25 protein-coding genes are annotated in these 24,702 nt (G+C 64.8%); 16 read left to right on the plus strand and 9 right to left on the minus strand.

What is annotated here, in order from left to right; translation table 11 throughout:
• The first annotated feature begins 189 nt into the window (after positions 1-189).
• The 3 genes from AAFG07_RS04055 (at position 190) to AAFG07_RS04065 (ending at position 3,428) form a co-directional block, all read left to right on the plus strand.
• On the plus strand, positions 190-1,395 hold the full coding sequence (locus AAFG07_RS04055) for an aspartate aminotransferase family protein (RefSeq protein ID WP_342726121.1): 1,206 nt from the start codon (positions 190-192) through the stop codon (positions 1,393-1,395).
• Positions 1,395-2,321, plus strand: a complete 927-nt coding sequence (argF, locus tag AAFG07_RS04060; RefSeq protein WP_342726122.1) for an ornithine carbamoyltransferase — start codon at positions 1,395-1,397, stop codon at positions 2,319-2,321. Before AAFG07_RS04055 ends, argF begins: the two co-directional genes overlap by 1 nt.
• 105 nt (positions 2,322-2,426) lie before the next feature.
• The gene (locus AAFG07_RS04065) at positions 2,427-3,428 is read left to right on the plus strand and encodes an Hsp33 family molecular chaperone (protein ID WP_342726123.1); all 1,002 of its coding nucleotides are present in this window, start codon (positions 2,427-2,429) and stop codon (positions 3,426-3,428) included.
• A 37-nt stretch (positions 3,429-3,465) separates the two neighbouring features.
• On the opposite strand, the gene AAFG07_RS04070 is transcribed toward AAFG07_RS04065, so the two are convergent.
• Positions 3,466-3,696 carry a hypothetical protein gene (locus AAFG07_RS04070; protein ID WP_342726124.1) on the minus strand — a complete coding sequence of 77 codons (231 nt, stop codon included), beginning with the start codon at positions 3,694-3,696 and terminating at the stop codon, positions 3,466-3,468.
• A gap of 90 nt (positions 3,697-3,786) precedes the next feature.
• On the minus strand, positions 3,787-4,281 hold the full coding sequence (locus AAFG07_RS04075) for a hypothetical protein (protein ID WP_342726125.1): 495 nt from the start codon (positions 4,279-4,281) through the stop codon (positions 3,787-3,789).
• A gap of 982 nt (positions 4,282-5,263) precedes the next feature.
• Between AAFG07_RS04075 and AAFG07_RS04080 the strand changes: the two genes are divergently transcribed.
• Positions 5,264-5,524, plus strand: coding sequence for a DUF1488 domain-containing protein (locus AAFG07_RS04080; RefSeq protein ID WP_092123059.1), 261 nt, complete (start codon positions 5,264-5,266; stop codon positions 5,522-5,524).
• Between the two features lie 110 nt (positions 5,525-5,634).
• Here the strand turns inward: AAFG07_RS04080 and AAFG07_RS04085 are convergent, their stop codons facing one another.
• On the minus strand, positions 5,635-5,958 hold the full coding sequence (locus tag AAFG07_RS04085; protein ID WP_342726126.1) for a hypothetical protein: 324 nt from the start codon (positions 5,956-5,958) through the stop codon (positions 5,635-5,637).
• 268 nt (positions 5,959-6,226) lie between these two features.
• Positions 6,227-6,625 (minus strand): Co2+/Mg2+ efflux protein ApaG, encoded by a 399-nt coding sequence (gene apaG / locus AAFG07_RS04090; protein ID WP_342726127.1) that lies wholly within the window; start codon positions 6,623-6,625, stop codon positions 6,227-6,229.
• Positions 6,626-6,898: 273 nt separating this feature from the next.
• On the opposite strand from apaG, the gene AAFG07_RS04095 reads away from it, so the two are divergent.
• The 11 genes from AAFG07_RS04095 (at position 6,899) to AAFG07_RS04145 (ending at position 21,058) form a co-directional block, all read left to right on the plus strand.
• On the plus strand, positions 6,899-8,158 hold the full coding sequence (locus AAFG07_RS04095) for an OpgC domain-containing protein (RefSeq protein ID WP_342726128.1): 1,260 nt from the start codon (positions 6,899-6,901) through the stop codon (positions 8,156-8,158).
• Positions 8,155-8,925, plus strand: a complete 771-nt coding sequence (locus AAFG07_RS04100) for an SGNH/GDSL hydrolase family protein (RefSeq protein ID WP_342726129.1) — start codon at positions 8,155-8,157, stop codon at positions 8,923-8,925. The genes AAFG07_RS04095 and AAFG07_RS04100 overlap by 4 nt, the downstream gene beginning before the upstream one ends.
• A 14-nt stretch (positions 8,926-8,939) precedes the next feature.
• Positions 8,940-9,953, plus strand: coding sequence for an SGNH/GDSL hydrolase family protein (locus AAFG07_RS04105; RefSeq protein WP_342726130.1), 1,014 nt, complete (start codon positions 8,940-8,942; stop codon positions 9,951-9,953).
• Between the two features lie 264 nt (positions 9,954-10,217).
• The gene (gene glpK / locus AAFG07_RS04110; protein ID WP_342726131.1) at positions 10,218-11,720 is read left to right on the plus strand and encodes a glycerol kinase GlpK; all 1,503 of its coding nucleotides are present in this window, start codon (positions 10,218-10,220) and stop codon (positions 11,718-11,720) included.
• Between the two features lie 221 nt (positions 11,721-11,941).
• Positions 11,942-14,386, plus strand: coding sequence for a penicillin acylase family protein (locus AAFG07_RS04115; protein ID WP_342726132.1), 2,445 nt, complete (start codon positions 11,942-11,944; stop codon positions 14,384-14,386).
• Between the two features lie 202 nt (positions 14,387-14,588).
• A complete protein-coding gene (locus AAFG07_RS04120; protein ID WP_342726133.1) occupies positions 14,589-15,182 on the plus strand; it encodes a GNAT family N-acetyltransferase in 594 nt (197 codons plus the stop codon).
• 397 nt (positions 15,183-15,579) lie between these two features.
• Positions 15,580-16,206, plus strand: coding sequence for a glutathione S-transferase family protein (locus tag AAFG07_RS04125; protein WP_342726134.1), 627 nt, complete (start codon positions 15,580-15,582; stop codon positions 16,204-16,206).
• Between the two features lie 527 nt (positions 16,207-16,733).
• Positions 16,734-18,149, plus strand: coding sequence for a threonine synthase (gene thrC, locus AAFG07_RS04130; RefSeq protein WP_342726135.1), 1,416 nt, complete (start codon positions 16,734-16,736; stop codon positions 18,147-18,149).
• Positions 18,149-19,438, plus strand: a complete 1,290-nt coding sequence (locus tag AAFG07_RS04135) for a pitrilysin family protein (protein ID WP_092123081.1) — start codon at positions 18,149-18,151, stop codon at positions 19,436-19,438. Before thrC ends, AAFG07_RS04135 begins: the two co-directional genes overlap by 1 nt.
• A 218-nt stretch (positions 19,439-19,656) precedes the next feature.
• Entirely contained in the window at positions 19,657-20,244 is a 588-nt protein-coding gene (locus tag AAFG07_RS04140) for a GNAT family protein (protein ID WP_092123083.1), read from the plus strand.
• A 166-nt stretch (positions 20,245-20,410) separates the two neighbouring features.
• Complete coding sequence (locus AAFG07_RS04145) at positions 20,411-21,058, plus strand: hypothetical protein (RefSeq protein WP_342726136.1); 648 nt, start codon at positions 20,411-20,413, stop codon at positions 21,056-21,058.
• Positions 21,059-21,163: 105 nt separating this feature from the next.
• On the opposite strand, the gene AAFG07_RS04150 is transcribed toward AAFG07_RS04145, so the two are convergent.
• From AAFG07_RS04150 to AAFG07_RS04170, 5 genes are all read right to left on the minus strand, one after another.
• Positions 21,164-21,649, minus strand: coding sequence for an ATP F0F1 synthase subunit B (locus AAFG07_RS04150; RefSeq protein ID WP_342726137.1), 486 nt, complete (start codon positions 21,647-21,649; stop codon positions 21,164-21,166).
• A 3-nt stretch (positions 21,650-21,652) separates the two neighbouring features.
• A complete protein-coding gene (locus AAFG07_RS04155) occupies positions 21,653-22,219 on the minus strand; it encodes a F0F1 ATP synthase subunit B (protein ID WP_342726138.1) in 567 nt (188 codons plus the stop codon).
• A gap of 91 nt (positions 22,220-22,310) precedes the next feature.
• Positions 22,311-22,541, minus strand: coding sequence for a F0F1 ATP synthase subunit C (locus tag AAFG07_RS04160; protein ID WP_016847054.1), 231 nt, complete (start codon positions 22,539-22,541; stop codon positions 22,311-22,313).
• A gap of 55 nt (positions 22,542-22,596) precedes the next feature.
• Positions 22,597-23,346, minus strand: a complete 750-nt coding sequence (locus tag AAFG07_RS04165) for a F0F1 ATP synthase subunit A (RefSeq protein WP_342726139.1) — start codon at positions 23,344-23,346, stop codon at positions 22,597-22,599.
• A gap of 72 nt (positions 23,347-23,418) precedes the next feature.
• A complete protein-coding gene (locus AAFG07_RS04170) occupies positions 23,419-23,790 on the minus strand; it encodes an AtpZ/AtpI family protein (protein ID WP_092123093.1) in 372 nt (123 codons plus the stop codon).
• 276 nt (positions 23,791-24,066) lie between these two features.
• Between AAFG07_RS04170 and AAFG07_RS04175 the strand changes: the two genes are divergently transcribed.
• On the plus strand, positions 24,067-24,690 hold the full coding sequence (locus AAFG07_RS04175) for a 2-hydroxychromene-2-carboxylate isomerase (protein ID WP_342726140.1): 624 nt from the start codon (positions 24,067-24,069) through the stop codon (positions 24,688-24,690).
• Positions 24,691-24,702 lie beyond the last annotated feature (12 nt).

The following is a 24,702-nucleotide window of genomic DNA, read 5'->3' on the forward strand; positions in this document are numbered from 1 at the left end:
GCGCCGGTTTCGCATTGCAGGAAGGCCGGCAAAGGCCGGCTCCTGGCGATTGACACTGACCGGCCGCCGCATAGAATGACCCGCACGTGCCGCCCGCAAAGGCGGCCGTTTTGTTTTCCGAAGCTGGCGGTTGCTGCGTTGGCGTCAAGGCGCGCAGCAATTGACGGCTTCAAACCGGCAGTGAACGCCATGACCAACGCCTCGTCGCATCTGCTCCCCGTCTTCGCCCGGGTCGATCTCGGCTTCGAGCGCGGTGAGGGCGCCTGGCTGATCGCAACCAATGGCGACCGCTATCTCGATTTCACCTCGGGCGTCGCGGTGAACGCGCTCGGGCATGCGCACCCGCATCTGGTCAAGGCGCTGCAGGAGCAGGCGACCAAGCTCTGGCACATGTCGAACCTGTTCAAGAGCCCAGACGGCGAGGTGCTTGCCGCGCGGCTGTGCGAGCAGAGCTTTGCCGACTTCGTGTTCTTCTGCAATTCCGGCGCCGAAGCGATGGAGGGCGTGATCAAGCTGGTCCGCCACCACCACTTCTCCAAGGGCCATCCCGAACGCTACCGCATCATCACCTTCGAAGGCGCCTTCCATGGCCGCACGCTGGGCACGCTGGCTGCGACCGGCTCGGCGAAATATCTCGAGGGCTTCGGCCCGCCGATGGACGGCTTCGACCAGGTGCCGCACGGCGACATCGAGGCGGTGAAGAAGGCGATCGGCCCGCACACTGCCGGCATCCTGATTGAGCCGGTGCAGGGCGAGGGCGGCGTGCGCTCGGCGCCGCAGGCGTTCTTCAAGGCGCTGCGCGCGCTGTGCGACGAGCATGGCCTGCTGCTCGCATTCGACGAGGTGCAGACCGGCATGGGCCGCACCGGCGAGCTGTTCGCCTACAAGCGCACCGGCGTCACGCCGGACGTGATGTCGCTGGCCAAGGCGCTCGGCGGCGGATTCCCGATCGGCGCGGTGCTCGCGACCGCGCAGGCTGCGGCCGGCATGGCGCCGGGCTCGCACGGCTCGACCTTCGGCGGCAATCCGCTCGCGGTCGCCGCCGCCAATGCCGTGCTCGACGTCATGCTCAAGCCCGGCTTCTTCGAGCACGTGCAGAAGATGTCGCTGCTGCTCAAGCAGAAGCTCGCTTCGGTGGTCGACCGCTATCCCGGCGTGCTGTCGGAGGTGCGCGGCGAGGGCCTGTTGATCGGCGTCAAGGCGGTGGTGCCGTCGGGCGATCTGATCGCCGCGCTGCGCAACGAGAAGCTGCTCACCGTCGGCGCCGGCGATAATGTGGTGCGGTTCCTGGCGCCCCTGATCGTGACCGAGGTCGAGATCGACCAGTCGATCACGGCGCTCGAGCGCGCCTGCTCTGTGCTATCGGCGCCGCAGCCGAAGAAGGCGGCTGGATAATGAGCAAGCCGGTCCGTCACTTCCTCGACATCAACGAGCTGCCGCTCGCCGAGCTGCGCAACATGCTTTCCGCCGGAGCCGCCATGAAGGCGAAGCTGAAGGCGCATGAGAAGGGCAGGAAGCCGCTCGAAGGCAAGACGCTGGCGATGATCTTCGAGCGCCCGTCGACCCGCACAAGGGTGTCGTTCGACGTCGGCATGCGCCAGCTCGGCGGTGAATCCATCATGCTGACCGGCGCCGAGATGCAGCTCGGCCGCGGCGAGACCATCGCCGACACCGCGCGCGTGCTGTCGCGCTATGTCGACGCGATCATGATCCGCATCCTCAACCATGACGCGCTGCTCGAGCTCGCCGCTCATGCCACCGTGCCCGTCATCAACGGGCTGACCCGGCGTTCGCATCCCTGCCAGGTGATGGCCGACCTCATGACCTATGAGGAAAACCGCGGCTCGATCGAGGGCAAGACGGTGGCCTGGACCGGCGACGACAACAACGTGCTGGCCTCCTGGGCGCACGCCGCCGAGCGCTTCAAGTTCAATCTCAACATCGCGACCCCGCCGGAGCTCTCGCCGAAGAAGCCGATGCGGGACTGGATCAAGGCCACCGGCGCGCCGATCATGCTCGGCACCGATCCGGAAGCCGCCGTGCGCGGCGCCGACTGCGTCGTCACCGACACCTGGGTGTCGATGGGCGACAAGGAGGGCGAGCACCGCCACAACGTGCTGAAGCCCTATCAGGTCAATGCCAAGCTGATGTCGCTCGCCAAGCCGGACGCGCTGTTCATGCACTGTCTGCCCGCGCATCGCGGCGAGGAGGTCACCGACGAGGTGATCGACGGCCCGCAATCCGTGGTGTTCGACGAGGCGGAAAACCGCCTGCATGCGCAGAAGGGCATTCTGGCCTGGTGTTTCGACACGGTCGCGTAGCAACTGACATCGGTGGTTATGGGTCCCTGCTTTCGCAGGGACGACGTCGATTCCCGGTATGCTGAACCCCTTTATTTCATGGTCCGAGACCCCAGATAGAGCGCCATGGTTTCACAATCCCCCGACATCAAAATCCAGCCCGAGACGCCCATTCGCGCGCCCTCAGCGGTTCCTGTCGACGATGCCGTGCTGGCCTTCGAGGTCGGTGCGCTGGACTTGCGCGGCCGGCTGACCCGGCTCGGCCCCGCGCTCGACGAGATCCTGCACAAGCACGATTATCCGCCCGCGGTCGGCAAGCTGCTCGGTGAGGCCATCGTGCTGACCACGCTGCTCGGCTCCTCCGTCAAGTTCGAGGGCCGCTTCATCCTGCAGACCCGGACCGACGGGCCGGTCTCGCTCCTGATCGTCGATTTCCAGGCGCCCGACCGGCTGCGTGCCTATGCGCGCTACGATGTGGCGCGCCTCAAGGGCGGACAGAGCTCGGGTGAGCTGCTCGGCAAGGGCCACCTTGCGATGACCATCGATCAGGGCGCGAACACCAGCCGCTACCAGGGCCTGGTCGCGCTCGACGGCGGCGGCCTGGAAGAGGCGGCCCACGAATATTTCCTGCGCTCGGAGCAGATTCCGACGCGGGTGCGGCTCGCGGTCGGCGAGGAGATGCGCGGCGGCGAAGGCGGCAAGCTGCACTGGCGCGCCGGCGGCATCCTGCTGCAATTCCTGCCCAAGGCCCCCGAACGCGCCAAGCAGGCCGATCTGCATCCCGGCGATGCGCCGGAGGGCACGGCCACGCACAGCGTGCCGGATGACGACGCCTGGGTCGAGGGACAGTCGCTGATCTCCACCGTCGAGGATGTCGAGCTGATCGATCCCGATCTCTCCGGCGAGCGGCTGCTGTACCGCCTGTTCCACGAACGCGGCGTGCGCGTCTTCAACCCGCAAACGCTACGCGCGCAGTGCTCCTGCTCGCGCGATGCGGTGTCGTCGATGCTGAAGAGCTTTGCGCCGAACGATCGCGCCGAGATGGTCAAGGACGGCAAGGTGGTCGTGACTTGCGAGTTCTGCTCGTCGGTCTACGAATTCACGCCTCAGGAAGCCGGCGTCGAGTAGGCGGAAAACCGCCTACGAGGCCCGCTAAGCAAGCCTGTCAGCTCAGCAAGGTGCGGGTCTTGCCGGCGGCGTCATAGATCTCGATCTGAAGCATCGGATAAGCCGCCTTCAGTTGCCGGCCAGACGTTTCAGCAGCCTCGGCCGTGTCGAACTCCGACTTGAACTGTTTGTCGACAATGATCACGAAGCCTTCGGTAGGAGGCCGGTCGGCGCGCAGTGGTTTCTTCGGCTCGGGTTCGTCGATGGAGAGCAGGGATTTCTTCGTCATGGGAATCCTCCTGGATCGATCTCAACTCAGCCGGTGAAACGGCGCAAATTGGGTAAGTTTCATGGTGAATCTCCTGTTGTCGTAGTTGGCTCACATCGGCAGTCCATCGGGGACTGCGCCTCCTTCATTGTCCCATCGCGACAAAGCCGCAGCGCTCGATCTCGTGTCCTGGCGCGCCTCCAGAACCTTGTCGCGACCGGCATCATCCTTGTGCTTGTGCAGGAAGCGCGCGATCTGCCCGCGGAGCGCCGACGTCTCCAACAGTTTTCCGACCGATCCGGCGGTGTCGAAGATTTCCCGCTGCAGCGCCTTCGGCAGCACGTTCCATTGCATGATGATGGCCGCGCCGAGACACCGCAGGACGTACTCCTCTTCGGCGGCAAGGGCGGCGCCGCGAGAGCGGTCCTGCTCCGCAACGTTTATTGCGTTGTCGAAATTGTCCGCCAATCCTTGCTCGTTATCCGCGAGCGAAGCGAGGCGGTCTTGCTGCTCCTGAAACTTGCGGCTTTCGCCCTGACTGCTCGAACGCTTGATCAGTTCGCCGTATGCGGCTGCCTTGGTGCGGTACTGCTGAGATTTGAACATGGCGGGCCCTTTCCTTGGAGGTCTCCGCGCATTCCGACCAATCTCGATGGCTGACGAGGACTGATTTGTATATGGGAGGCAAAGGGTCGAATAACGAGCACCGGGGCCACAAATCACCGGGCACAAGCCAATCGGACGGCGCGCGTAAATATCTGCACCGCGACAACGTTTACCGCGGTCGCCAGTTCCTGAAGCACAGTTGGAAGCAATGTCGAAGCCGCCGCTTGGTGAGAGGCGACCGGAGGCCAGGCCCCATTGGCATCGGAAGAATGGCGGCCTCAGCCGGCCCCGTACCGGGGCTTCCTCCGCAAGATCGGCAGTCAGCTCGGCGTTCGCAGGCCGGGAGATGTCAGCCAATCATTGATGTGCGAGGCGGTTTCGACCAGCCGCGCCTTGCGAAGCATCGCGTCGCGCCGAAGGCCGGGCAGGAATGGCTTCGCAGCATCTCCTACCCTCACGGCTTCCAACGCCGGCAGATCATGAGGCGGCGGTTCAGGCTGGCTGTGTTGGGCAATCGGCATAAAGCTCTCCTGGTTACTGGCGGGAGCTTGCAGCACTCTCAGTCACCGGTATCGGCCAGAGGCGGAGCAGTGATGACCGCAGTAGATACCCCTTACGCCCGGTAGTCGACTCAATTCGTCATCGAGGGCCACATCCAGGCTTCGGCGCGAGTGACCTAGCACTCTCAGTCGCCGATAACAGCCTGAGGCGCACGGTGATCGTGCACGCCGTGACCTTTCCGCCAAGTAGCAAGGCGAGCCGCAATCCATTTGTCGGCGGGCCGGTGCGAGTGGGCTTGTCATTCGACAGCGGAGTAGCCACCTGATCAGCAGCGCAACTGTATTGTTACAGCATCCCCCTTGCGGAAGCGCGAAGCCTTAGCTGCCAAATCTTGTAACCGATCGACCAGACGTCACGTCGCTTCAATGCGCGCGTCGCGGATCACGACAAGCTGTGGCAATAAACCTGATAGGCCTTACCCATGATTGAATTTCCAAATCATAGTCGCTCATACGACCAAACGCGGCGCGCCGTGCGGTTTTGGGGATATGACAGTGCTATTGAGGCATCGTTCTTCGTCACCGAAGGCGCATTGAAGCGACTTCAATCGGATGCCTACCTCGACGAACCGGGCCTTCTGCACGCCTTCGATGCCAACCGCGATCGGATATGTGCCGCTGCGGCCAGGGTCTATGTCCGCGGAAGCAGGGGTTCCTACGATCTGGTCGCCGCGAATTTCTGAAACCGGCGGCCCGGCCGGCGGACTCGGGGCCACGCCGTTTGAGATGCAGCGCCTTCAAAAAAGAAAAGCCGCGGATTGCTCCGCGGCCGTTCTGACGCCGATGCGTTTCCTCAGTAGCGGTCGGTCCCGATTCCGACGCTCACGCCCGGAGCGCGGAACCCGATGCCGCCACGCTCGTCGTAGCCACGGCGCTCGATGTAGCGCTCGCGAGGTGCGTATCCGTATGAATCATCGGGCTCACGGACGATGACGCGGCGTTCGCCACGTGCGCGCCAGCAACGGCCGGTGTCATCGCAAACCATGCGAACGTTCTGGATGTTGCTCTCCGGCCCGACCGACGCGCCGAGTGAAAGCGGTGCGGCGAAAGCCGTGCTTGTGGCAGTCATGACAAGGGCACTTGCGCCGGCTGCCAAATAGATCGCGAGATTCTTCATATGATTTCTCCAAAAAGTGCTTGTGTCAGGGAGCCAAGAGTCTCGCGAGCCATTGGTTCCTGGCGCCGGCCGGTCGATTGCATTGATCGCGCGGCGGCCGTGCCGCCCCAATGCGCAATGGCACGTTGAAATGATGAGGAACCGAGGCCGGCCGTGCGCGTCCGTCCGTCGGGCAAATCAGAAAACCCGAAATTATTTCCATTATTCAGAAATTTGATGGTCCGCATCCCCGGTGACTGCTTGGGGCGCGGCGAGACCGGCATCGCGGCTAATTCAGCACCCTTTTCCCGTCCGGGCTCGGGCTATCCAGCGAGAAGGTCGGCACGTCGATGTCGAAGCGCTCGCCGGCTTCGGTGACCATCTGGTAGCTGCCGGTCATGAAGCCGGAGGCGGTCGGCAGCGGCACGCCGGAGGTGTATTCGAAGCGCTCGCCGGGCGCGAGCACCGGCTGCTCGCCGACCACGCCCTCGCCACGCACCTCCTGGCGGCGGCCGGTGGCGTCGGTGATGATCCAGTGCCGCGTCCGCAGCTGCACCGTTTCCTGGCCCGAATTGACGATCACGATCTTGTACGACCAGAAATATTCGCGCCGGTCGATCGACGAGCGCTCCGGCATGAAGTTAGGCTCGACGGTGACTTCGATCTGGCGGGTAACGGCGCGGTACATAAGGCTCAATCCGATGATCTCGGCGCAAAATCCGCTTTCGGCCGGATCATGCGCAAACAGGCGCCCATCATAGCCAATTGGTCAGCCGGAACCAATCGCCGGGCAGGCCGTGAAAAGCCGGTCCCGGGGGCCGTCTGTTCATCGTGGTTTCAACATAGTTCCGCTCTAAAGCGCGGCCGCATGTCGCCGCACTCTGTGCTTTGTCGGCAAGTTGTGGACCGATATTATCTTTTCAGCACGACCTGCGGGCGCCCGCAGCCGACACGGTGTTTGATGAGCTCGATTGCCGATCCCATAGCCGGTTCGCCGGTGGCTGACGCCAAGGCCGATGCAGAGGTCAAGGCGAAAGCCGTGGCGGCGGCGCCCGCGATCTCGCTGCCGGCGACCGGCGAGCGCGAGCTCCGGCTCGATTTGTTCCGCGGGCTCGCGCTGTGGCTGATCTTCATCGATCACCTGCCGACCAATCTTCTGACCTGGCTGACGATCCGCAACTACGGCTTCTCCGACGCCACCGAGATATTCATCTTCATCTCCGGCTACACCGCCGCCTTCGTCTACGGCCGCGCGATGTTGGAGGGCGGCTTCGTGATCGCGACCGCGCGCATCCTGCGCCGGGTCTGGCAGATCTATGTCGCGCACGTCTTCCTGTTCACGATCTTCCTCGCCGAGATCTCCTATGTCGCGACCTCGTTCGAGAACCCGCTTTACAGCGAAGAAATGGGGATCATGGACTTCCTGAAGCAGCCCGACGTCACCATCGTGCAGGCGCTGCTGCTGCGCTTCCGCCCGGTCAACATGGACGTGCTGCCGCTCTACATCGTGCTGATGCTGTTCCTGCCGCTGATCCTGTGGCTGATGAAGTGGAAGCCCGATGTCACGCTCGGCCTGTCGGTCCTGCTCTACGCGCTGACCTGGCAGTTCGATCTCTATCTCTCGGCCTATCCGAACGGCTTCTGGGCGTTCAACCCGTTCGCCTGGCAATTGCTGTTTGTGTTCGGCGCCTGGTGCGCGCTCGGCGGCGCGCGGCGGATGTCGCGCATCCTGTCGTCGAACATCACGATGTGGATCTGCATCGTCTATCTGGTCGCGGCGTTCTTCGTGACGCTGACCTGGTACGTGCCGCAGCTCGGCCACATCATGCCGAAGGTGATCGAGCAATGGATGTATCCGATCAACAAGACCGACCTGGACGTGTTGCGATTCGCGCATTTCCTGGCGCTCGCCGCACTCACCGTGCGCTTCCTGCCCCGGGATTGGCCGGGCTTGAAATCGCGCTGGCTGCGACCATTGATCCTGTGTGGCCAGCATTCGCTTGAGATATTCTGTCTCGGGGTCTTCCTCGCCTTTGCCGGTCACTTTGTGCTTGCCGAAGTATCTGGCGGTGCCGCACTGCACGCCTTGATCAGCGTTTGCGGCATCCTCATCATGTGCGGCATGGCGTGGATTATTTCGTGGTACAAGCACTCCGCCGACAAAGGCGCCTCGAAAAAAGGTGCCGCCGGCAACGCCGATCTGGCGGGAGGGGGAGCATGAAGTCCGGGTGGACGATGCTGAGCCTGACGCTGCTGGTCGCCTGTTTGGCGGCCGCGCCCGCGCGCGCCGGCGATACCGTCGAGCCGGCACCGGCGCCGCCCTGCGACGTGCCGGCCTATCTGCTGGCGAGCGAGAGCTCGCTGCCGAAGGTCACCGACGCGGTGAAGGCCAACAAGCCGCTCAGCGTGCTGGTGGTGGGCAGCCGCTCCTCGACCATCCCCGGCAACGAGGCGAGCGCCTATCCGGCCACGCTGCAGGCGGCGCTGAAGGAGGCGTTTCCGGCCGCCACCATCGATCTATCCGTAGAATTACAGGGAAAGAGCACCGCCGAGGAGACCGCGGGAACCCTTGTTAAGCTTGTTGAAGCAAAAAAGCCTACTTTGGTTATCTGGCAGACCGGAACGGTCGATGCTATGCGAGCAGTCGATCCTGACGATTTCCGCACCGCCATCAACGATGGCGTTGTTGTGTTGCGGGGCGCCGGGACCGACGTGGTGCTGGTCAATCTGCAATACAGCCCGCGTACGGAAACGATGATCTCTGCGCCGCCATATCTCGACAATATGAAGGTGGTTGCGCAGCAGCACGACGTTCCGCTGTTCGACCGGTTCGCGATTATGAAGCAGTGGAGCGACGCCGGATATTTTGACCTGTTCAGCACCTCGCACGGTGTCGATCTGGCCAAGAAGGTTCATGCCTGTCTCGGCCGCGCACTGGCGAAATTCGTGATCGATGCGGCCCATCTGGGCCCGGTGCAGCAGAATTAGAGGAAGCCGAGTTGATGCGTTTTGCCTTCCCTTTTCGTTTCGCCGCAGGGCGGAGCCTGCGCGCCGTTGCGGCGCTCGTGTTGCTCGCGCCGCTCTCGACCGTACCGTTGCGCGCGCAGACCGGCCAGGCCGACCAGCATGCGGCGCTGTCATCGGGAGCAAAGACTGAAGCAACCAGGACGGATGCTGCGAAGCCCGCCGGGGTCGAAACCGATGCGGCCAATCCGCAGCCGCAGCCGGGCGTCGCCGCGAAGGCGTTCGACAAGGTGAAGCAGGTCGCGAAATCCGCCAGCGACATCTTCCACCGCGTGCCCTGCCATCAGCCGACCGGCGTGCCGAACAGCACCGGCTCGTTGCCGCATGTCGCAGCCAAGCTCGCCGCCGGCAAGCCGGTCGTCATCATCGCGTTCGGCTCGTCCTCGACCCAGGGCTACGGTTCGTCGGCGCCCGAATTCACCTATCCGAGCCGGCTCGCCGCGCAGCTGCGCCGGCAGTATCCGTCGGCCGACATCAGCGTGCTCAATCGCGGCAAGGGCGGCGAGGATGCACCCGAGATGATGAGGCGGCTGCAGACCGAAGTGCTCGACGTGCATCCCGACATGGTGATCTGGCAGGTCGGCACCAACGCGGTGCTGCGCAACCTCGATCCGTCGGAGACCGCCAAGCAGGTCGAGGACGGCGTCGCGCGCATCCAGGCCGACGGCGCCGATGTCGTGCTGGTCGATCCGCAATATTCGCCGCGCGTCACCGAGCGCCCCGAAAGCGCGCGCGGCATGGTGAAGCTGCTCGGCCGCATCGCCGCGCTGCGCCATGTCGGCATCTTCCCGCGCTTCGAGGTGATGCGCGACTGGCACGAGAGGCAGGCGATCCCGATCGACGATTTCGTGACCGCCGACGGCCTGCACATGAACGACTGGGGTTATGCCTGCTTCGCCCAGCTGCTCGGCGACGACATCATCCGCTCGGTCGGCGCGATCAAGATCGGCGTCAACGTCCCCGGCGACGTGCGGACCTACCGGCCGATGTGATCGGCGCTGTCTGCTATCCCCACGCTCAATCTATCCCCGTCACCCTGAGGTGGCCGCTTCTTCAGCGGCCCTCGAAGGGTCGACGGCCCGGCTGTGGGGCCGTGCATCCTTCGAGGCTCGCAAGAGCTCGCACCTCAGGATGACGGGTTTGGCACCACCGCAATCGCTTGCTTCGACCATCCCGCCACATGCACCAGCAATCTTGACCTCGCCGCGGTAATCCGCTCCCTTGGCGCCTGTTACGAAGCCTTAAGGGAAACGCTCATGTCTTTCGTGCTGGCCATCGATCAGGGCACCACATCGTCGCGCGCCATGGTGTTTCGCAGCGACATCTCCATCGCCGCGGTCGCGCAGCAGGAATTTCCGCAACATTTCCCGGCCTCCGGCTGGGTCGAGCATGAGCCGGAGGACATCTGGACCTCGACCGTGATGGTGTGCCGCGAGGCGCTGGAGAAGGCCTCCCTGAAGGCGAAGGACATCGCCGCGATCGGCATCACCAACCAGCGCGAGACCACCGTGGTGTGGGACCGCGCCACTGGTCAGGCCGTGCATCGCGCCATCGTCTGGCAGGACCGCCGCACCGCCGACATCTGCGCCAAACTCAAGGCCGAGGGCCATGAGCCGGCGATCTCGGCCAAGACCGGCTTGATCATTGACCCCTATTTCTCCGGGACGAAGGTCGCCTGGATCCTCGATCACGTGCCGGGCGCGCGCGAACGCGCCGAGCGCGGCGAGCTGCTGTTCGGCACCGTCGATTGCTATCTGTTGTGGCGGCTCACCGGCGGCCGCGTGCACGCCACCGACGCCACCAATGCCTCGCGCACGCTGCTGTTCAACATCCACACCGGGGCGTGGGACGACGACCTCATCAATCTCTTGCGCGTGCCGCGCTCGATGCTTCCCGAGGTGAAGGATTCCTCCGCCCGGTTCGGCGAGAGCACGGCGGATCTGTTCGGCGGCCCGATCGCGATCTCCGGCATCGCCGGCGACCAGCAGGCCGCGACCATCGGCCAGGCCTGCTTCGAGCCCGGCATGATGAAGTCGACCTATGGCACCGGCTGCTTCGCGCTGCTCAACACCGGCACCACGCCGGTGGCCTCGAAGAACAAGCTGCTGACGACGATCGCCTACCAGCTCAATGGCCAGCGCACCTACGCACTCGAAGGCTCGATCTTCGTCGCCGGCAGCGCGGTGCAATGGCTGCGCGACGGGCTCGGCATCATCAAGCACGCCGCCGAGACCGGGCCCTTGGCCGATAAATCCGACAGCATGCAGAGCGTCTACCTGGTGCCGGCCTTCGTCGGCATGGGCGCGCCCTACTGGAATCCGCGGGTGCGCGGCGCGCTGATCGGGCTAACCCGCAACACCGGCCCGGCCGAGATCGCGCATGCGACGTTGGAGAGCGTCTGCTACCAGACCTTCGACCTGTGGGCCGCGATGCGCACCGACTGGCCGGAGGCCAACGCCGCCAACACCGTGCTGCGTGTCGACGGCGGCATGACCGCGTCGGACTGGACCATGCAGCGGCTCGCCGATCTGCTCAACGCGCCGGTCGATCGCCCGATGATCCAGGAGACCACGGCGCTTGGCGCGGCCTATCTCGCCGGCCTCGAGGCCGGGGTCTATCCGGAGCCCGCGAAATTCGCCGACAATTGGCGGCTCGAACACCGCTTCAGGCCGGCGATGAGCGAGGCGACCCGCGACCGCAAGCTCGCCGGCTGGGGCCGCGCGGTGAAGGGCGTGCTGGCGAGCGACGAGGGGGAGTAGTGGTCCATGCGAGCGGGCACTCTGCCCTTGCCTCTCCCGCTTGCGGGGGAGGCCTTATCGCATCGAAGATGCGATACGGGTGGGGGCTTTCTCCGCATCATGACTAGTCCCATCGCGGCGATACCCCCACCCCAACCCTCCCCCGCAAGCGGGAGAGGGGGCGCAGTGCCGCTGCGGCTGAAGACGTCTCATAACCAATAACAACCATCGGGAGAAACAACATGAACACGGATATCAACCGCGTCGCGAGACTACTCACCGCCGCGCTCTGCACCGCAATGCTTGCCGCACCCGCCGCCGCACGCGAGAAGGTGAGCCCGCTCGTGGCGGCGCGCGAGGTCAGGACCGACGTCGCCGGGCTGACGGCGCCGGGCCAGATCCTGGTCGACGTCTGGGGCATCCCGCACATCTATGCCGGCAACGAGCACGACCTGTTCTTCCTGCAGGGCTTCAACGCCGCGCGCGACCGGCTCTGGCAGATCGATCTCTGGCGCAAGCGCGGGCTCGGTCTGTTGGCGAAGGATTTCGGTCCCGCCTATGCCGAGCAGGACAAGGCTCTGCGTCTCTTCCTCTACCGCGGCGACATGAATGCGGAATGGGCCGCCTATGGCCCGAAGGCGAAGACCTATGCGGAGGCCTTCGTTGCCGGCGTCAACGCCTATGTCGCCGACGTCAGGGCCGGCAAGCGGCCACTGCCGATCGAGTTCAGGATCGCGGGCACCATGCCGGATCTGTGGTCGGCAGAGGATGTCGTGCGGGTCCGCAGCCACGGCCTGACCCGCAACGTCGCCTCCGAGGTGAAGCGCGCGCTGGTCGCCTGCGCCGCCGGTCTCGATGCCGATCGTTTCCGCGTCAAGCTGGAGCCGACCTGGACCACCAAGGTCCCCGATGGACTCGATCCGTGCAGCGTGCCGAAGGGCGTGCTCGCGGCCTATGACCTCGCCACGCGCCCGGTCAAGTTCGCCGCACCCAAGGACCAGAAGGCCGCGCTGGCGCATGATCCCGACACATACCTCGCCGAAGCCGATCAGCAGCGCGACACCATCGGCTCCAACAACTGGGTGATCGCCGCATCGCGCACCGCGACGGGACGGCCGATCCTCGCCAACGATCCGCATCGCGAACATTCGGTGCCGTCGCTGCGCTACATCGTCGGCCTCAACGCGCCCGCCATCTCCGTGATCGGCGCCGGCGAGCCGGCGCTGCCCGGCATCTCGATCGGCCACAACGACACCATCGCCTTCGGCCTCACCATCTTCAACGTCGACCAGGAAGACCTCTACGTCTACGAGCTCAACCCGGACAATCCGAACCAGTATCGCTACGGCACGGGCTGGGAGGACATGCGCATCGTGCACGAGAAGGAGGCGGTGAAGGGCGAAGCCGACCGCGACCTCGAGCTGAAGTTCACCCGCCATGGCCCGGTAATCTTTGTCGACGCCGACAAGAAGCATGCGTTTGCCGTGCGCTCGATCTGGTTCGAGCCCGGCACCTCGGCCTATTTCGGCTCCTCCGACTACATGACCGCGAAGACGTGGGGCGGTTTCCTCGGCGCGATGCGGCGCTGGGGCGCGCCGTCGGAGAACCAGGTCTATGCCGACACGTCAGGCAATATCGGCTGGGTCGCCGCCGGCAAGACGCCGCGCCGGACCAGCTTCGATGGCCTGATGCCGGTGCCCGGCGATGGCCGCTACGAGTGGCAGGGCTTTCTGTCGCTCGACGAGCTGCCGAAGCTGTATCAGCCGAAGCAGGGCTTCATCGCCACCGCCAACCAGATGAACCTGCCGGCGGACTATCCGGTCAATGAGCGCCGGGTCGGCTTCGAATGGTCCGACAGCGCGCGCTGGCAGCGCATCGTCGAGGTGCTGCAGGCCAACAGCAAGGTGACGTTGGCGGATGCGATGGCGTTGCAGAACGACGACACCGGCATGCTGGCGCGGCGCCTCGTCGCGTTGCTGAAGCCGCTGTCATCCGACGATGCCAATGTGAAGAAGGGCCTCGACCTGTTGAAGGCGTGGGATGCGCGCGACGCGGCTGACAGCGCTGCGGCCGCGGTCTACGAGGTCTGGATCGCGAACCATCTCGGCCCGGTGCTGCTCAAGACCACGGCGCCGAAGGCGGCCGAGATGATCGCGCCGGAAGCCTCCAGCATCTCCGCGATCGTCGATTATCTCGAAAAGCCGGACGCGGCGCTCGGCTGCGATCCCGCTGGCGGACGCGACCGCGTGCTCCGCGACAGTCTCGGCGCGGCCGTTGCCGACGTCGCCGACAAGCTCGGGGGCGATGCAACGACCTGGCGCTGGGGCCGTCTGCATGTCGCTAAGTTCGATCACGCGTTGATGCCGCTCGCCGACAAGGCGACCGCGGCGCAGATGTCGGTCGGCCCGCTCGCCTATGGCGGCGCCGCCAACGTGCCGCGTGCCGCCACCTATCGCCGCTCCGACTATCATCTCACCGCGGGCGCCTCGTTCCGCATGGTGCTCGATGTCGGCAATTGGGATGCGAGCCGCACCATCAATACGCCCGGTCAATCCGGCGATCCCTTCAGCGGCCACTACCGCGACCTCGCGCCGCTCTGGGCGACGGGCCAATATGTCCCGCTGCTCTACAGCCGCCCGGCCGTGGAAGCCGCAACCGCCGAGGCGATCACGCTGACGCCAAGGTGAGGGGCCAGTACGTCTCACTGGCTGCGCCACAAACTCCAGCGTCGTCCCGGCGAATATGCGGATGATGCCTCCAGCTACATCGTGCGCTTGATTCGCCAAAACACCGACTGACAAATCGGTAACTTTGTTACGCAGCGTTGCATTGCATCTGCCGCGACATGCGGATATGTCGCGCCGATCGTATCGAAACAAAGGTCGCGCGATGCTGCTGCCCGACGGCTACTCCGACATCCCCCACGGCAAGGTCGCCGCCGTCGTCACGCATCTGGAAATGACCGAGCGTCCGCCGCTGCGTGACGATCCGCCCGGCGCGTGGCGCCTGCGCAAGGTCGGACCGCCTGCGCTCGACTGGTACCGCGATCTCTACCGCCGCGTCGGCGAGGAGTGGCTGTGGTTCACCCGCACGGCGATCGATGACGCCGATCTCGCGGGTCGGATTCACGCGCCCGGCGTCGAGCTCTACGGTCTGCTCGTCGATGGCCAGGATGAAGGCCTGCTCGAACTCGATTTCAGCGTATTGGGCGAATGCCAGCTGCTCTATTTCGGCGTCACCGCAAAATTCATCGGCACCGGCGCCGCGCGCTTCCTGATGAACCGCGCGCTCGAGATCGCCTGGTCGCGCGGCGTTGCCCGCTTCTGGGTGCACACCTGCACCTTCGATCATCCCTCCGCGGTCGCGTTCTACCAGCGCTCCGGCTTCCGTGCGTTCAAGCGGCAGATCGAGGTGGCCGACGATCCGAGACTCGACGGCAGATTGCCGTGTGATGCGGCGAGGCATGTGCCGCTGATTGGGTAGTCGCGTGCTGTCGTCCCGGGCAAGCGTAAGCGCGACCCGGGACTCATAACCACGAACGCCAATTGCTTTGCGGTGCTGGGGCCACAGCGATCGCAACAACGAACAGCGGTGGTTATGGGTCCCTGCTCCCGTGCGCGATTGCGCACTAGGCAGGGACGTCACAGGATGTGTGACTGAGGAGCAACGGCTGCCTCAGCAGAATTAGCGGCGGGCAATGCTTCGTCGGAATGACTCGGCGTGTTGCAACCCGGCACAGCCCATCTAGGATGGTGCAAAGCGCAACCCGCTTGTTCCGTCGTCATGCCCGGGCTTGACCCGGGCATCCATCTTGCTTCGAGGAAGTTCTTGGAGCGATGGATTGCCGGGTCAAGCCCGGCAATGACGAGAGTATGCAAGCATGTTCCTGATCGGCCAGTACGACTCGCCCTTTGTCCGCCGCACCGCGATCGCGCTGCGGCTCTATGGATTGCCGTTCGAGCACAAGCCGTGGTCGACGTTCGGCGATGCGGAAAAGGTTGCGGCCTACAATCCGGTGCGGCGGGTGCCGACGCTGGTGCTCGATGACGGCGAGGCGCTGATCGAGAGCAGTGCGATCCTGGATTATCTCGACGAGCTGGTCGGGCCGGAGCGGGCGATGATCGCGCGCTCAGGGCCGGAGCGGCGCAGGCATCTGCGCATCATGGCGCTGGCGACGGGGCTTGCCGACAAGGCGGTGAGCCTGATCTACGAGCGCGTCCTGCGCAAGGAGCAGTTGAAGCTCTGGGTCGAGCGCTGCGAGGCGCAGATTGCGGGCGTGCTCGCGGTGCTGGAGCAGGAGCGCGCGGCGGTGCAGCCGCCATACTGGCTCGGTGATCGCATCGGTCACGCCGACATCGCGGTGGCCTGCGCGCTGCGCTTCACCGGCGAGGCGCATCCGCATCTGTTCGATGCGCGCTATCCGGCGCTGCAGGCCCACGCCGCGCGCTGCGAAGCGCTGCCGCCGTTCCAGCAGATCGTGCAGCCGCTGGCGCCGCCGAGCGGTTAGCGCGCGTATCGTCATCTCTCTCCGCCGTCCTTATCGTCGTCCCGGCGAAGGCCGGGACCCATAACCACGAATGCCGATTATTACGCATCGCTGGAACGGCGAGTCCCGTTAACGACGCCTGCTGCGGCGTATGGGTCCCGGCCTGCGCCGGGACGACGGCCGAATTTGAGACGCGCAGCGTGCTCAGAACCTTGCACCTTGGACTCACCGTCGTCCTGGCGAAAGCCAGGACCCATTACCCCGCATCTCAATTGTTGCGCGACGCTGGGGCTGCGATCCCGCTCATCATCGAATGCGGTGGTTATGGGTCCTGGCTTTCGCCAGGACGACGAACGGAGAGGGCCGTGCGCAATCCATTCCGTCACGACGTAATTCGCCACCCAGCGCGCCCCCGGGGGCGCGTGCTTCGGGCTACCCATTGCCGGTCCGATCTTCTATGGTGAACCACATCGGGTCGCATGCGGCGAACTCGATAATTCCATGATATCAAAGGCTTAAGGCTCTAATCGAAGCCTTTGGAGGGCGGTTTGACGCGGTATATTTCGACCCGGGGTGAGGCCCCGGCGCTTGGCTTCTGCGATGTGATGCTGACCGGGCTTGCCCGTGACGGCGGGCTTTACGTGCCCGAGACGTGGCCGCAATTGTCGCCCGAGACCATCGCCGCCTTCTTCGGCCGTCCCTATTGGGAGGTCGCGGTCGAGATCGTCCGGCCGTTTGTCGCCGGCGAGATTTCCGACGCCGAGCTCGGCCGCATGGCGAACGAGGCCTATGCCACCTTCCGCCATCCCGCCGTGGTGCCGCTCGACCAGATCGGGCCGAACCAGTTCCTGCTTGAGCTGTTTCACGGGCCGACGCTGGCGTTCAAGGACGTCGCGATGCAGCTGATCTCGCGGCTGATGGATCATGTGCTGGCCAAGCGCGCGCAGCGCACCACCATCGTGGTCGCGACGTCAGGCGATACCGGCGGTGCCGCGGTCGAGGCGTTTGCCAATCTCGACAATGTCGACCTCGTCGTGCTGTTCCCGAACGGGCGCATCTCCGAGGTGCAGCGCCGCATGATGACGACGACTGGCGCCGCCAATGTCCATGCGCTGGCGATCGAAGGCACGTTCGACGATTGCCAGGCGCTGGTGAAGGAGATGTTCAACAACCATCGCTTCCGCGACCAGGTGGCGCTGTCGGGCGTCAACTCGATCAACTGGGCGCGCATCGTGGCGCAGGTGGTCTACTATTTCACCTCGGCGGTCGCGCTCGGCGCGCCGCAGCGGACGGTGGATTTCACGGTGCCGACCGGCAATTTCGGCGACATCTTCGCCGGCTATGTCGCCAAGCGCATGGGGCTGCCGATCCGCTGGTTGCGGATTGCCGCCAACGTCAACGACATCCTGCCGCGTACGCTGAAGACCGGCAATTACGAGGTGCGCGAGGTGCACGCGACGGCGTCGCCGTCGATGGACATCCAGGTGTCCTCGAATTTCGAGCGGCTGTTGTTCGAGGCGAGCGGCCGCGACGCCGATCAGGTTCGCCGCCTGATGGCCTCGCTGAAGCAGTCCGGCCGCTTCGTGCTGCCGGATGCGACACTGGCCGCGGTGCGCCGCGATTTCGACGCCGGCCGCGCCGACGAGACCGAGACGGCGGCTGCGATCCGCGCCGCCTGGCGCGAGGCCGCCGATCTCGTCGATCCGCACACCGCGGTGGCGCTTGCGGTCGCCGACCGCGACACCTCGGATTCGAAGATCCCGAACATCGTGCTGTCGACCGCGCATGCGGCCAAATTCCCCGATGCGGTCGAGGCGGCCTGCGGAGTGCGTCCGCAGCTGCCGGCCTGGCTCGGAGGCCTGATGACCAAGTCCGAACATATGACTGTGATGAAGAATGATTCCGCCGAGGTCGAGCGCTTCGTGCTGTCGGTCAGCCGTGCCGCCAAGCAGGGAGTTGCCTGATGAGCGTTGAAATCACCAAGCTGCCGAGTGGCCTGACTGTCGTCACCGACACCATGCCGCATCTGGAGACCGCGGCACTCGGGGTGTGGGCCGGCGTCGGCGGACGCGACGAGAAGCCGAACGAGCACGGCATCTCGCACCTCCTGGAACACATGGCGTTCAAGGGCACCGCGCGGCGCTCCTCGCGCGAGATCGTCGAGGAGATCGAGGCCGTCGGCGGCGACCTCAATGCCGGGACCTCGACCGAGACCACGGCCTATTACGCGCGGGTGATGAAGGCCGACGTGCCGCTGGCGCTCGACGTGCTCTCCGACATCCTCGCCAATCCGTCGTTCGTGCCGGACGAGCTGGAGCGCGAGAAGAGCGTCATCGTCCAGGAGATCGGCGCAGCGCAGGATACGCCCGACGACGTCGTGTTCGAGCATCTCAACGAGCTCTGCTATCCGGACCAGCCGATGGGCCGCTCGCTGCTCGGCACCGCCAAGACGCTGAAGGCCTTCAACCGCGACACGCTGCGCGGCTATCTGTCGACGCATTACCGTGCTCCGGACATGGTGGTCGCCGCCGCCGGCGCCGTCGATCACAAGCGCGTCGTCGAGGACGTCGCCGAGAAATTCGCCAGCTTCGACGCCACGCCGGCGCCGGCGCCGCAGCCTGCGATGTTCGGCAAGGGCGGCTCGCGGGTGGTGCATCGCGATCTCGAGCAGGCGCATCTGACGCTGGCGCTCGAAGGCGTGCCGCAGACCGACCTGTCGCTGTTCTCGCTGCAGGTCTTCACCAACACGCTCGGCGGCGGGATGTCGTCGCGGCTGTTCCAGGAGGTGCGCGAGAAGCGCGGGCTGTGCTACTCGATCTACACCTTCCACGCCCCCTACACCGACACCGGCTTCTTCGGCCTCTACACCGGGACCGATCCGGCCGACGCGCCGGAAATGATGGAAGTCATCGTCGACGTCATCAATGACGCGGTGGAGACCCTGACCGAGGCCGAGGTCGCCCGCGCCAAGGCGCAGATGAAGGCCGGCCTGTTGATGGCGCTGGAAAGCTGTTCATCCCGGGCCGAGCAGCTGGCACGCCATGTGCTAGCCTATGGCCGGCCGCAGACGGTGGAAGAGCTGGTGGCGCGGATCGATGCGGTCTCGGTCGAATCGAGCCGCAACGCCGCCCGCGCGCTGCTGTCGCGCAGCCGGCCCGCCGTCGTTGCACTCGGCAGCGGCAGGGGTCTGGACACGGCGGTGTCTTTTGCGGAAGGATTGACGAAGTCGAAGGCAAAGACGCTGCTGCACTAGGAATTCTGCTTACCTCGCCCCGCTTGCGGGGGAGAGCAGAGGCCGCCTGCCGGCGGCCGTGGACGGAGATACGCCGAGGCGGAGCCTCGGCTATAGCCGAAGGCTTCGGGTGAGGGGGGCTATCCGCAGGCCGAGTTTGCGGAAACGGCCCCTCACCCCGACCCTCTCCCCGCAAGAGCAGGGCGAGGGGGAGCAGCTTGGCGGGGGAGTGTTGGGCCATGGCCCTGTTTCGTTTGCCGTCCGGTGGACCGGCTGCACTGATGCCGCGGGGGCACGGGCTTTTGCTGCGTGCGCCGCAGATGTCGGATTTCCCGCAATGGGCGCAGTTGCGCGAGTCCAGCCGCGCCTATCTCACGCCATGGGAGCCGATCTGGCCCTCCGACGACCTGACCCGCGCCGGCTTCCGCCGCCGGTTGCGCCGCTACAGCGAGGATATCGCCGCCGACCGCTCCTATCCGTTCATCATCTTCCGCGAATCGGACGGGGTGATGATCGGCGGGATCACGCTCGCCAATGTCCGCCGCGGCATCGTGCAGGCCGGCACGATCGGCTATTGGGTCGGCCTGCCGCACGCCCATCGCGGCTACATGACGACGGCGCTGCGGGTGCTGCTGCCCTCGCTGTTCGGCGAGCTCAACCTGCATCGCATCGAGGCGGCCTGTATTCCCTCCAATGCATCGTCGATCCGCGTGCTGGAGAAGTGCGGCTTCACCCGCGAGGGCCTGGCGCGGCGCTATCTCTGCATCAACGGGATCTGGCAGGACCACCTGCTGTTCGGCCTGCTGCATGAGGATTTCCGCGGCTGAATCCTAAGCCTATTGGCTGATGGCGGGCGGTATCCGAGCCGTTTCAAGATGCTTTCAACATGCCTTTGCAACATGCCGTTTCAACATGCCTTGGGTTCGCCGCCATTGGCTTGCTATAACGCCCGCGAAACGGGGAACTCTGGTTTGGAGGCTTTGGGGATATCGCATGGGTGACAGGGTGATCAGGTTCGCGCTCGCGGCGGCGGTATCGATCGGTCTCGGTGCCACCCTGCTGCCGGAGGCCAGCTCGGCGCAGTCGCTGAGCGACCGCTTCAAGAGCCTGTTCGGCGGCGGTTCGTCCGATTCGAAGCCGGCGACGCCCGCGGCGCCGCAGCCGCTCAACGATGCCGACGCCCAGTTGACCTGTCCGCCGGTGCAGATCCGCTCCGGGGCCTCGACCTATTCAGTGGCCGTGGACGGCAAGGAGGCGGTCGGCAACGACGTCAAGTTCCTGGCCTCGATCACGCGCACGGCGCGGCAATGCAATCTGAACAGCGGCCAGATCACGGCCAAGATCGGTATCCAGGGGCGGGTCATCGTCGGCCCCTCGGGCGCGCCGTCGACCATCCAGGTGCCGCTGCGCGTCGCCGTGGTGAAGGGCGGCGTCGGCGAGAGGACGATCGCGACCAAGGCCTACACCACCACGGTGCAGATGGACGACAGCGGCAGCGTGCCGTTCAGCCTGGTCGCCGAGGATGTCGTCTATCCGGCGCCATCGTCCGCGGACAATGACGATTACATCTTCTATATCGGCTTCGATCCGCAGGCGCTGAAGCCGGAGCCCAAGCCCCGCGCACCGCACAAGAAGAAGTAGCGGCGGCGGCCGTGACGGGGCCGGTGGAATAAGAAGCAGCAGGAACAAAAAAGGCCGGCGCGATCAGCTCGCGCCGGCCTTTTTCTTGAAGGCGTTGTGATCGCGTCAGTTCAGCTTGGAACGAACTTCGGCGATGCCCTTGCCGACGAGGTCGTCGGCAACCGAGCCCTTGACCGACTGCGACAGGATGGTCGAGGCGGCGGTCACGGCGGCGTTGGCCGCGGCGGCGCGCACATCGGCCACGGCCTGCGCCTCGGCCTGGGCGATCTTGCCCTCTGCGGTCTTGGTCCGCCGGGCGACAAAATCTTCCATCTTGGCCTTGGCTTCTGCCGCGATCCGTTCGGCTTCGGCCCTGGCGTTGGAGATGATGTCGGCGGCCTCGCGCTCCGCGCTGGCGCGGCGCGCCTTGTATTCGCCGAGCAGCTTGTTGGCCTCGTCCTTCAGACGGCGGGCGTCGTCGAGCTCGGCCTTGATGCGCTCGGCACGATGATCGAGCGCCGTCAGCAGGGTGCGATGGACGCCGAGGTAGCCGAACACGACCAGCAGAATGACGAAGGCGATCGCAACCCAGGTTTCCGGTTCGTAAAACATCGTCTATCCCTTCAGCGACGCGTCGACGGCGCTGTTGACCGCATTCGCGTCCGGCGTGACGCCGGCGAGTTGCTGGACGATGGCGCCGGCCGCATCCGCCGCGATGCCGCGGACGTTGCTCATGGCGTTGGTCCGGGTCGTTGCGATCTGCTTCTCGGCGTCGGCGAGCTTGGCCGCCAGCTTCTCTTCCAGCGCCTTGCGCTCGACTTCCGAGGCCGCGTTCAGCTTCTCGCGGGTCTCGTTGCCGATCGCCTGCGCGTTGGAGCGCGCATTCGCCAGCTCGGTTTCATAGGCCTTCAGCGCCGCGTCGGACTCGTCCTTCAGCTTCTGCGCTTCGGCCAGATCGCCCTCGATCTTGTTCTGGCGTGCATCGATCGTCCCGCCAACGCGCGGCAGGGCGATACGCGACACGATCAGATAGAGCGCGACAAATGCAATCGCCAGCGACACCAGCTGCGAGGCGTAATTGGAGGAATCAAACGGCGGAAAGGTTCCGCCGTGATGTCCGCCATCGGCCTCGGTGTGGGCGCCGGCATTCTGGCCTTCTGCCTCGCCATGACTCTCAGCCACGGTGTTCTCCTGTTGCTGTCATGCGCGCCGCCCTTGGTACGACCTTTGGGCGGCGCGACGGGTTACCGCGAGAGCGGAACCGGGGTGCCGCTCAGAGCGGAACGAACAGCAGAAGCAGCGCGATCAGCAGCGAAAAGATGCCGAGCGCTTCGGTCACGGCGAAGCCGAAGATCAGGTTGCCGAACTGGCCCTGAGCGGCCGAGGGGTTACGCACCGCAGCGGCGAGGTAGTTGCCGAAGATGATGCCCACGCCGACGCCCGCACCGCCCATGCCGATGCACGCGATGCCCGCGCCGATAAGTTTTGCTGCTGCCGGTTCCATTTGTAGCTCCTTGAGAAAGATAGACAGATTGGTGGGTGGAGATTCCCCGGACCGCTTAGTGTCCCGGATGAATGGCGTCGTTGAGGTAGATGCAGGTCAGGATCGCGAACACGTAGGCCTGCAGGAACGCGACCAGCAGTTCGAGCGCGTACAGCGCGACCGTGAGCGCCAGCGGCAGCACGCCGCCGAACCAGCCGAGCGCGCCCAGCGAGAAGCCGAGCATCGCGACGAAGCCCGCGAACACCTTGAGCGCGATGTGGCCGGCCAGCATGTTGGCGAACAGACGCACGCTGTGCGAGACCGGCCGCAGGAAGAACGACAGGACCTCGATGAACATGACCAGCGGCAGGATGTACAGCGGAACGCCGGAGGGGACGAAGATCTTGAAGAATTTCAGACCGTTCTTGTAGAGGCCGTAGAACAGGACGGTGAAGAACACCAGGAGCGCGAGGGCTGCGGTGACGATCAGGTGGCTCGAGATCGTGAAGGTGTAGGGGATGATGCCCACGAGGTTCGAGACGCAGATGAACATGAAGAGCGAGAAGATCAGCGGGAAGAACTTCATGCCTTCCGCACCGGCGTTGCCGCGAACCGTGCTGGCGACGAACTCGTAGGAGATCTCGGCGACCGACTGCAGACGTCCCGGAACCAGGTCCCGGCTGCTCGCCAGCATCAGCAGTGCAATCAGCAGCACCGCGATGAACATGTAGAGCGACGAATTGGTGAAGGCGATCGTGTGATTGCCGATGTGGCCGAGCGTGAAGAGGGGCTCGATATTGAACTGGTGGATCGGGTCGATTTTCATCCGCGCGGCTCTTGGTCCACCGGCCATCGTGCCGGTAATCGAATTTCAAATGTCGTGACTTCCCGCCAGCGCTCAGCGCTTGCCCGAGGCCACGCCCGCGGACCTCACCACGTTGAACACGCCGGCGACGAAGCCGAGCAGCGTTAACACGATGAAGCCGAATGGCGACGTCGACAGCAAACGGTCGAATCCCCAGCCAATCGCCGCTCCGACGGCAACGCCCGCGATCAGCTCCGAGGAAAGACGAAAACCGAGCGCCATCGCCGAAGCTCTGGCGGCACTGTCCCCGCTTTCAGTACCGGATTGATCAGTCTTGCTCCTGCGGCTGTCGCGAATTTCTGACAACCGATGATCGAGACTTCCGAGCCTTGCGGAAAGCGCAGCTTCGTCAGGAGGCGATTGATCGCGACTTCCACCTGCGCCGTCGTTGGTGTTCTCAGCCATGCTGCGAACACTAACCGAAGCCGCGGATGATGGAAATTGCGCCCGTCCCCGTCAAAAGCCGCGCGGACCATACTTACCGCGTCTAATCAAGTCAAGATTGCGTCGTAACCAGTTATTGCTTTGATTCTGCTGGATTTATTTGAAGATATTCAAGGTCAGAGTGACGCAGTGTTCGCAGTGCAACAGCTTGTATGCTTTGAAGCGATGTTGCCTGGCATTTCCGGCTCTGCTGGGATCGCCGAAAGTCCTTATCCTCTCATGCAGTCAAGGTTCCGCATGTCACGCCAGATCGATTACTACTTCTCGCTGCAATCGCCCTGGGCCTATATCGGTCACAAGCCCTTCGTGCGGCTCGTAAGTACTTACGATCTCAAGGTAAATTACCGGCCCGTGCTGCTGGTCGATTTGTTCTCGGAGACCGGCGGGCTGCCGCTCGCCCAGCGCCATCCGGTGCGGCAGCGCTACCGGATGATCGAGTTGCAGCGCTGGCGCGACAAGCGCGGGCTGAATTTTCACCTGCAGCCGGCCAATTGGCCGTTCAATGGGCGGCTTGCCGATGGCGTCGTGATCGCGCTGCTCGAGGCTGGCCTCGACCCCGAACCGTTCTTGCAACGCGCCTATCCCGCGGTGTGGGAGCTTGAGCTCAATCTTGCCGATGCTGCAACGCTCGTGAAGCTCGCCGACGATGCAGGCTTGCCCGGCCGGCAGCTGGTGGAGCGCTCGGGCTCCGATGCGATCAGCGCGGCCTATGAGCAGAATCGCCAGACTGCATTGGACGCCGGCGTATTCGGCTCGCCCGGCTATGTGCTCGATGGCGAGGTGTTCTGGGGGCAGGACCGGATCGAATTGCTCGAGGACGCGTTGAAGTCAGGCCGCAAGCCCTATAGCTCTGTGGTCTAGGGGCAGGAATCA

Source organism: Bradyrhizobium sp. B097 (assembly GCF_038957035.1).
Taxonomy (GTDB): domain Bacteria; phylum Pseudomonadota; class Alphaproteobacteria; order Rhizobiales; family Xanthobacteraceae; genus Bradyrhizobium.

Excerpts from the sequence above, each read along its gene's own strand:
- AAFG07_RS04055 (WP_342726121.1), top strand. The coding sequence starts at position 190 with ATGACCAACGCCTCGTCGCATCTGCTCCCCGTCTTCGCCCGGGTCGAT.
- argF (WP_342726122.1), top strand. The coding sequence starts at position 1,395 with ATGAGCAAGCCGGTCCGTCACTTCCTCGACATCAACGAGCTGCCGCTC.
- AAFG07_RS04065 (WP_342726123.1), top strand. The coding sequence starts at position 2,427 with ATGGTTTCACAATCCCCCGACATCAAAATCCAGCCCGAGACGCCCATT.
- AAFG07_RS04070 (WP_342726124.1), bottom strand. The coding sequence starts at position 3,696 with ATGACGAAGAAATCCCTGCTCTCCATCGACGAACCCGAGCCGAAGAAA.
- AAFG07_RS04075 (WP_342726125.1), bottom strand. The coding sequence starts at position 4,281 with ATGTTCAAATCTCAGCAGTACCGCACCAAGGCAGCCGCATACGGCGAA.
- AAFG07_RS04080 (WP_092123059.1), top strand. The coding sequence starts at position 5,264 with ATGATTGAATTTCCAAATCATAGTCGCTCATACGACCAAACGCGGCGC.
- AAFG07_RS04085 (WP_342726126.1), bottom strand. The coding sequence starts at position 5,958 with ATGAAGAATCTCGCGATCTATTTGGCAGCCGGCGCAAGTGCCCTTGTC.
- apaG (WP_342726127.1), bottom strand. The coding sequence starts at position 6,625 with ATGTACCGCGCCGTTACCCGCCAGATCGAAGTCACCGTCGAGCCTAAC.
- AAFG07_RS04095 (WP_342726128.1), top strand. The coding sequence starts at position 6,899 with ATGAGCTCGATTGCCGATCCCATAGCCGGTTCGCCGGTGGCTGACGCC.
- AAFG07_RS04100 (WP_342726129.1), top strand. The coding sequence starts at position 8,155 with ATGAAGTCCGGGTGGACGATGCTGAGCCTGACGCTGCTGGTCGCCTGT.
- AAFG07_RS04105 (WP_342726130.1), top strand. The coding sequence starts at position 8,940 with ATGCGTTTTGCCTTCCCTTTTCGTTTCGCCGCAGGGCGGAGCCTGCGC.
- glpK (WP_342726131.1), top strand. The coding sequence starts at position 10,218 with ATGTCTTTCGTGCTGGCCATCGATCAGGGCACCACATCGTCGCGCGCC.
- AAFG07_RS04115 (WP_342726132.1), top strand. The coding sequence starts at position 11,942 with ATGAACACGGATATCAACCGCGTCGCGAGACTACTCACCGCCGCGCTC.
- AAFG07_RS04120 (WP_342726133.1), top strand. The coding sequence starts at position 14,589 with ATGCTGCTGCCCGACGGCTACTCCGACATCCCCCACGGCAAGGTCGCC.
- AAFG07_RS04125 (WP_342726134.1), top strand. The coding sequence starts at position 15,580 with ATGTTCCTGATCGGCCAGTACGACTCGCCCTTTGTCCGCCGCACCGCG.
- AAFG07_RS04135 (WP_092123081.1), top strand. The coding sequence starts at position 18,149 with ATGAGCGTTGAAATCACCAAGCTGCCGAGTGGCCTGACTGTCGTCACC.
- AAFG07_RS04140 (WP_092123083.1), top strand. The coding sequence starts at position 19,657 with ATGGCCCTGTTTCGTTTGCCGTCCGGTGGACCGGCTGCACTGATGCCG.
- AAFG07_RS04145 (WP_342726136.1), top strand. The coding sequence starts at position 20,411 with ATGGGTGACAGGGTGATCAGGTTCGCGCTCGCGGCGGCGGTATCGATC.
- AAFG07_RS04150 (WP_342726137.1), bottom strand. The coding sequence starts at position 21,649 with ATGTTTTACGAACCGGAAACCTGGGTTGCGATCGCCTTCGTCATTCTG.
- AAFG07_RS04160 (WP_016847054.1), bottom strand. The coding sequence starts at position 22,541 with ATGGAACCGGCAGCAGCAAAACTTATCGGCGCGGGCATCGCGTGCATC.
- AAFG07_RS04165 (WP_342726139.1), bottom strand. The coding sequence starts at position 23,346 with ATGAAAATCGACCCGATCCACCAGTTCAATATCGAGCCCCTCTTCACG.
- AAFG07_RS04170 (WP_092123093.1), bottom strand. The coding sequence starts at position 23,790 with ATGGCTGAGAACACCAACGACGGCGCAGGTGGAAGTCGCGATCAATCG.
- AAFG07_RS04175 (WP_342726140.1), top strand. The coding sequence starts at position 24,067 with ATGTCACGCCAGATCGATTACTACTTCTCGCTGCAATCGCCCTGGGCC.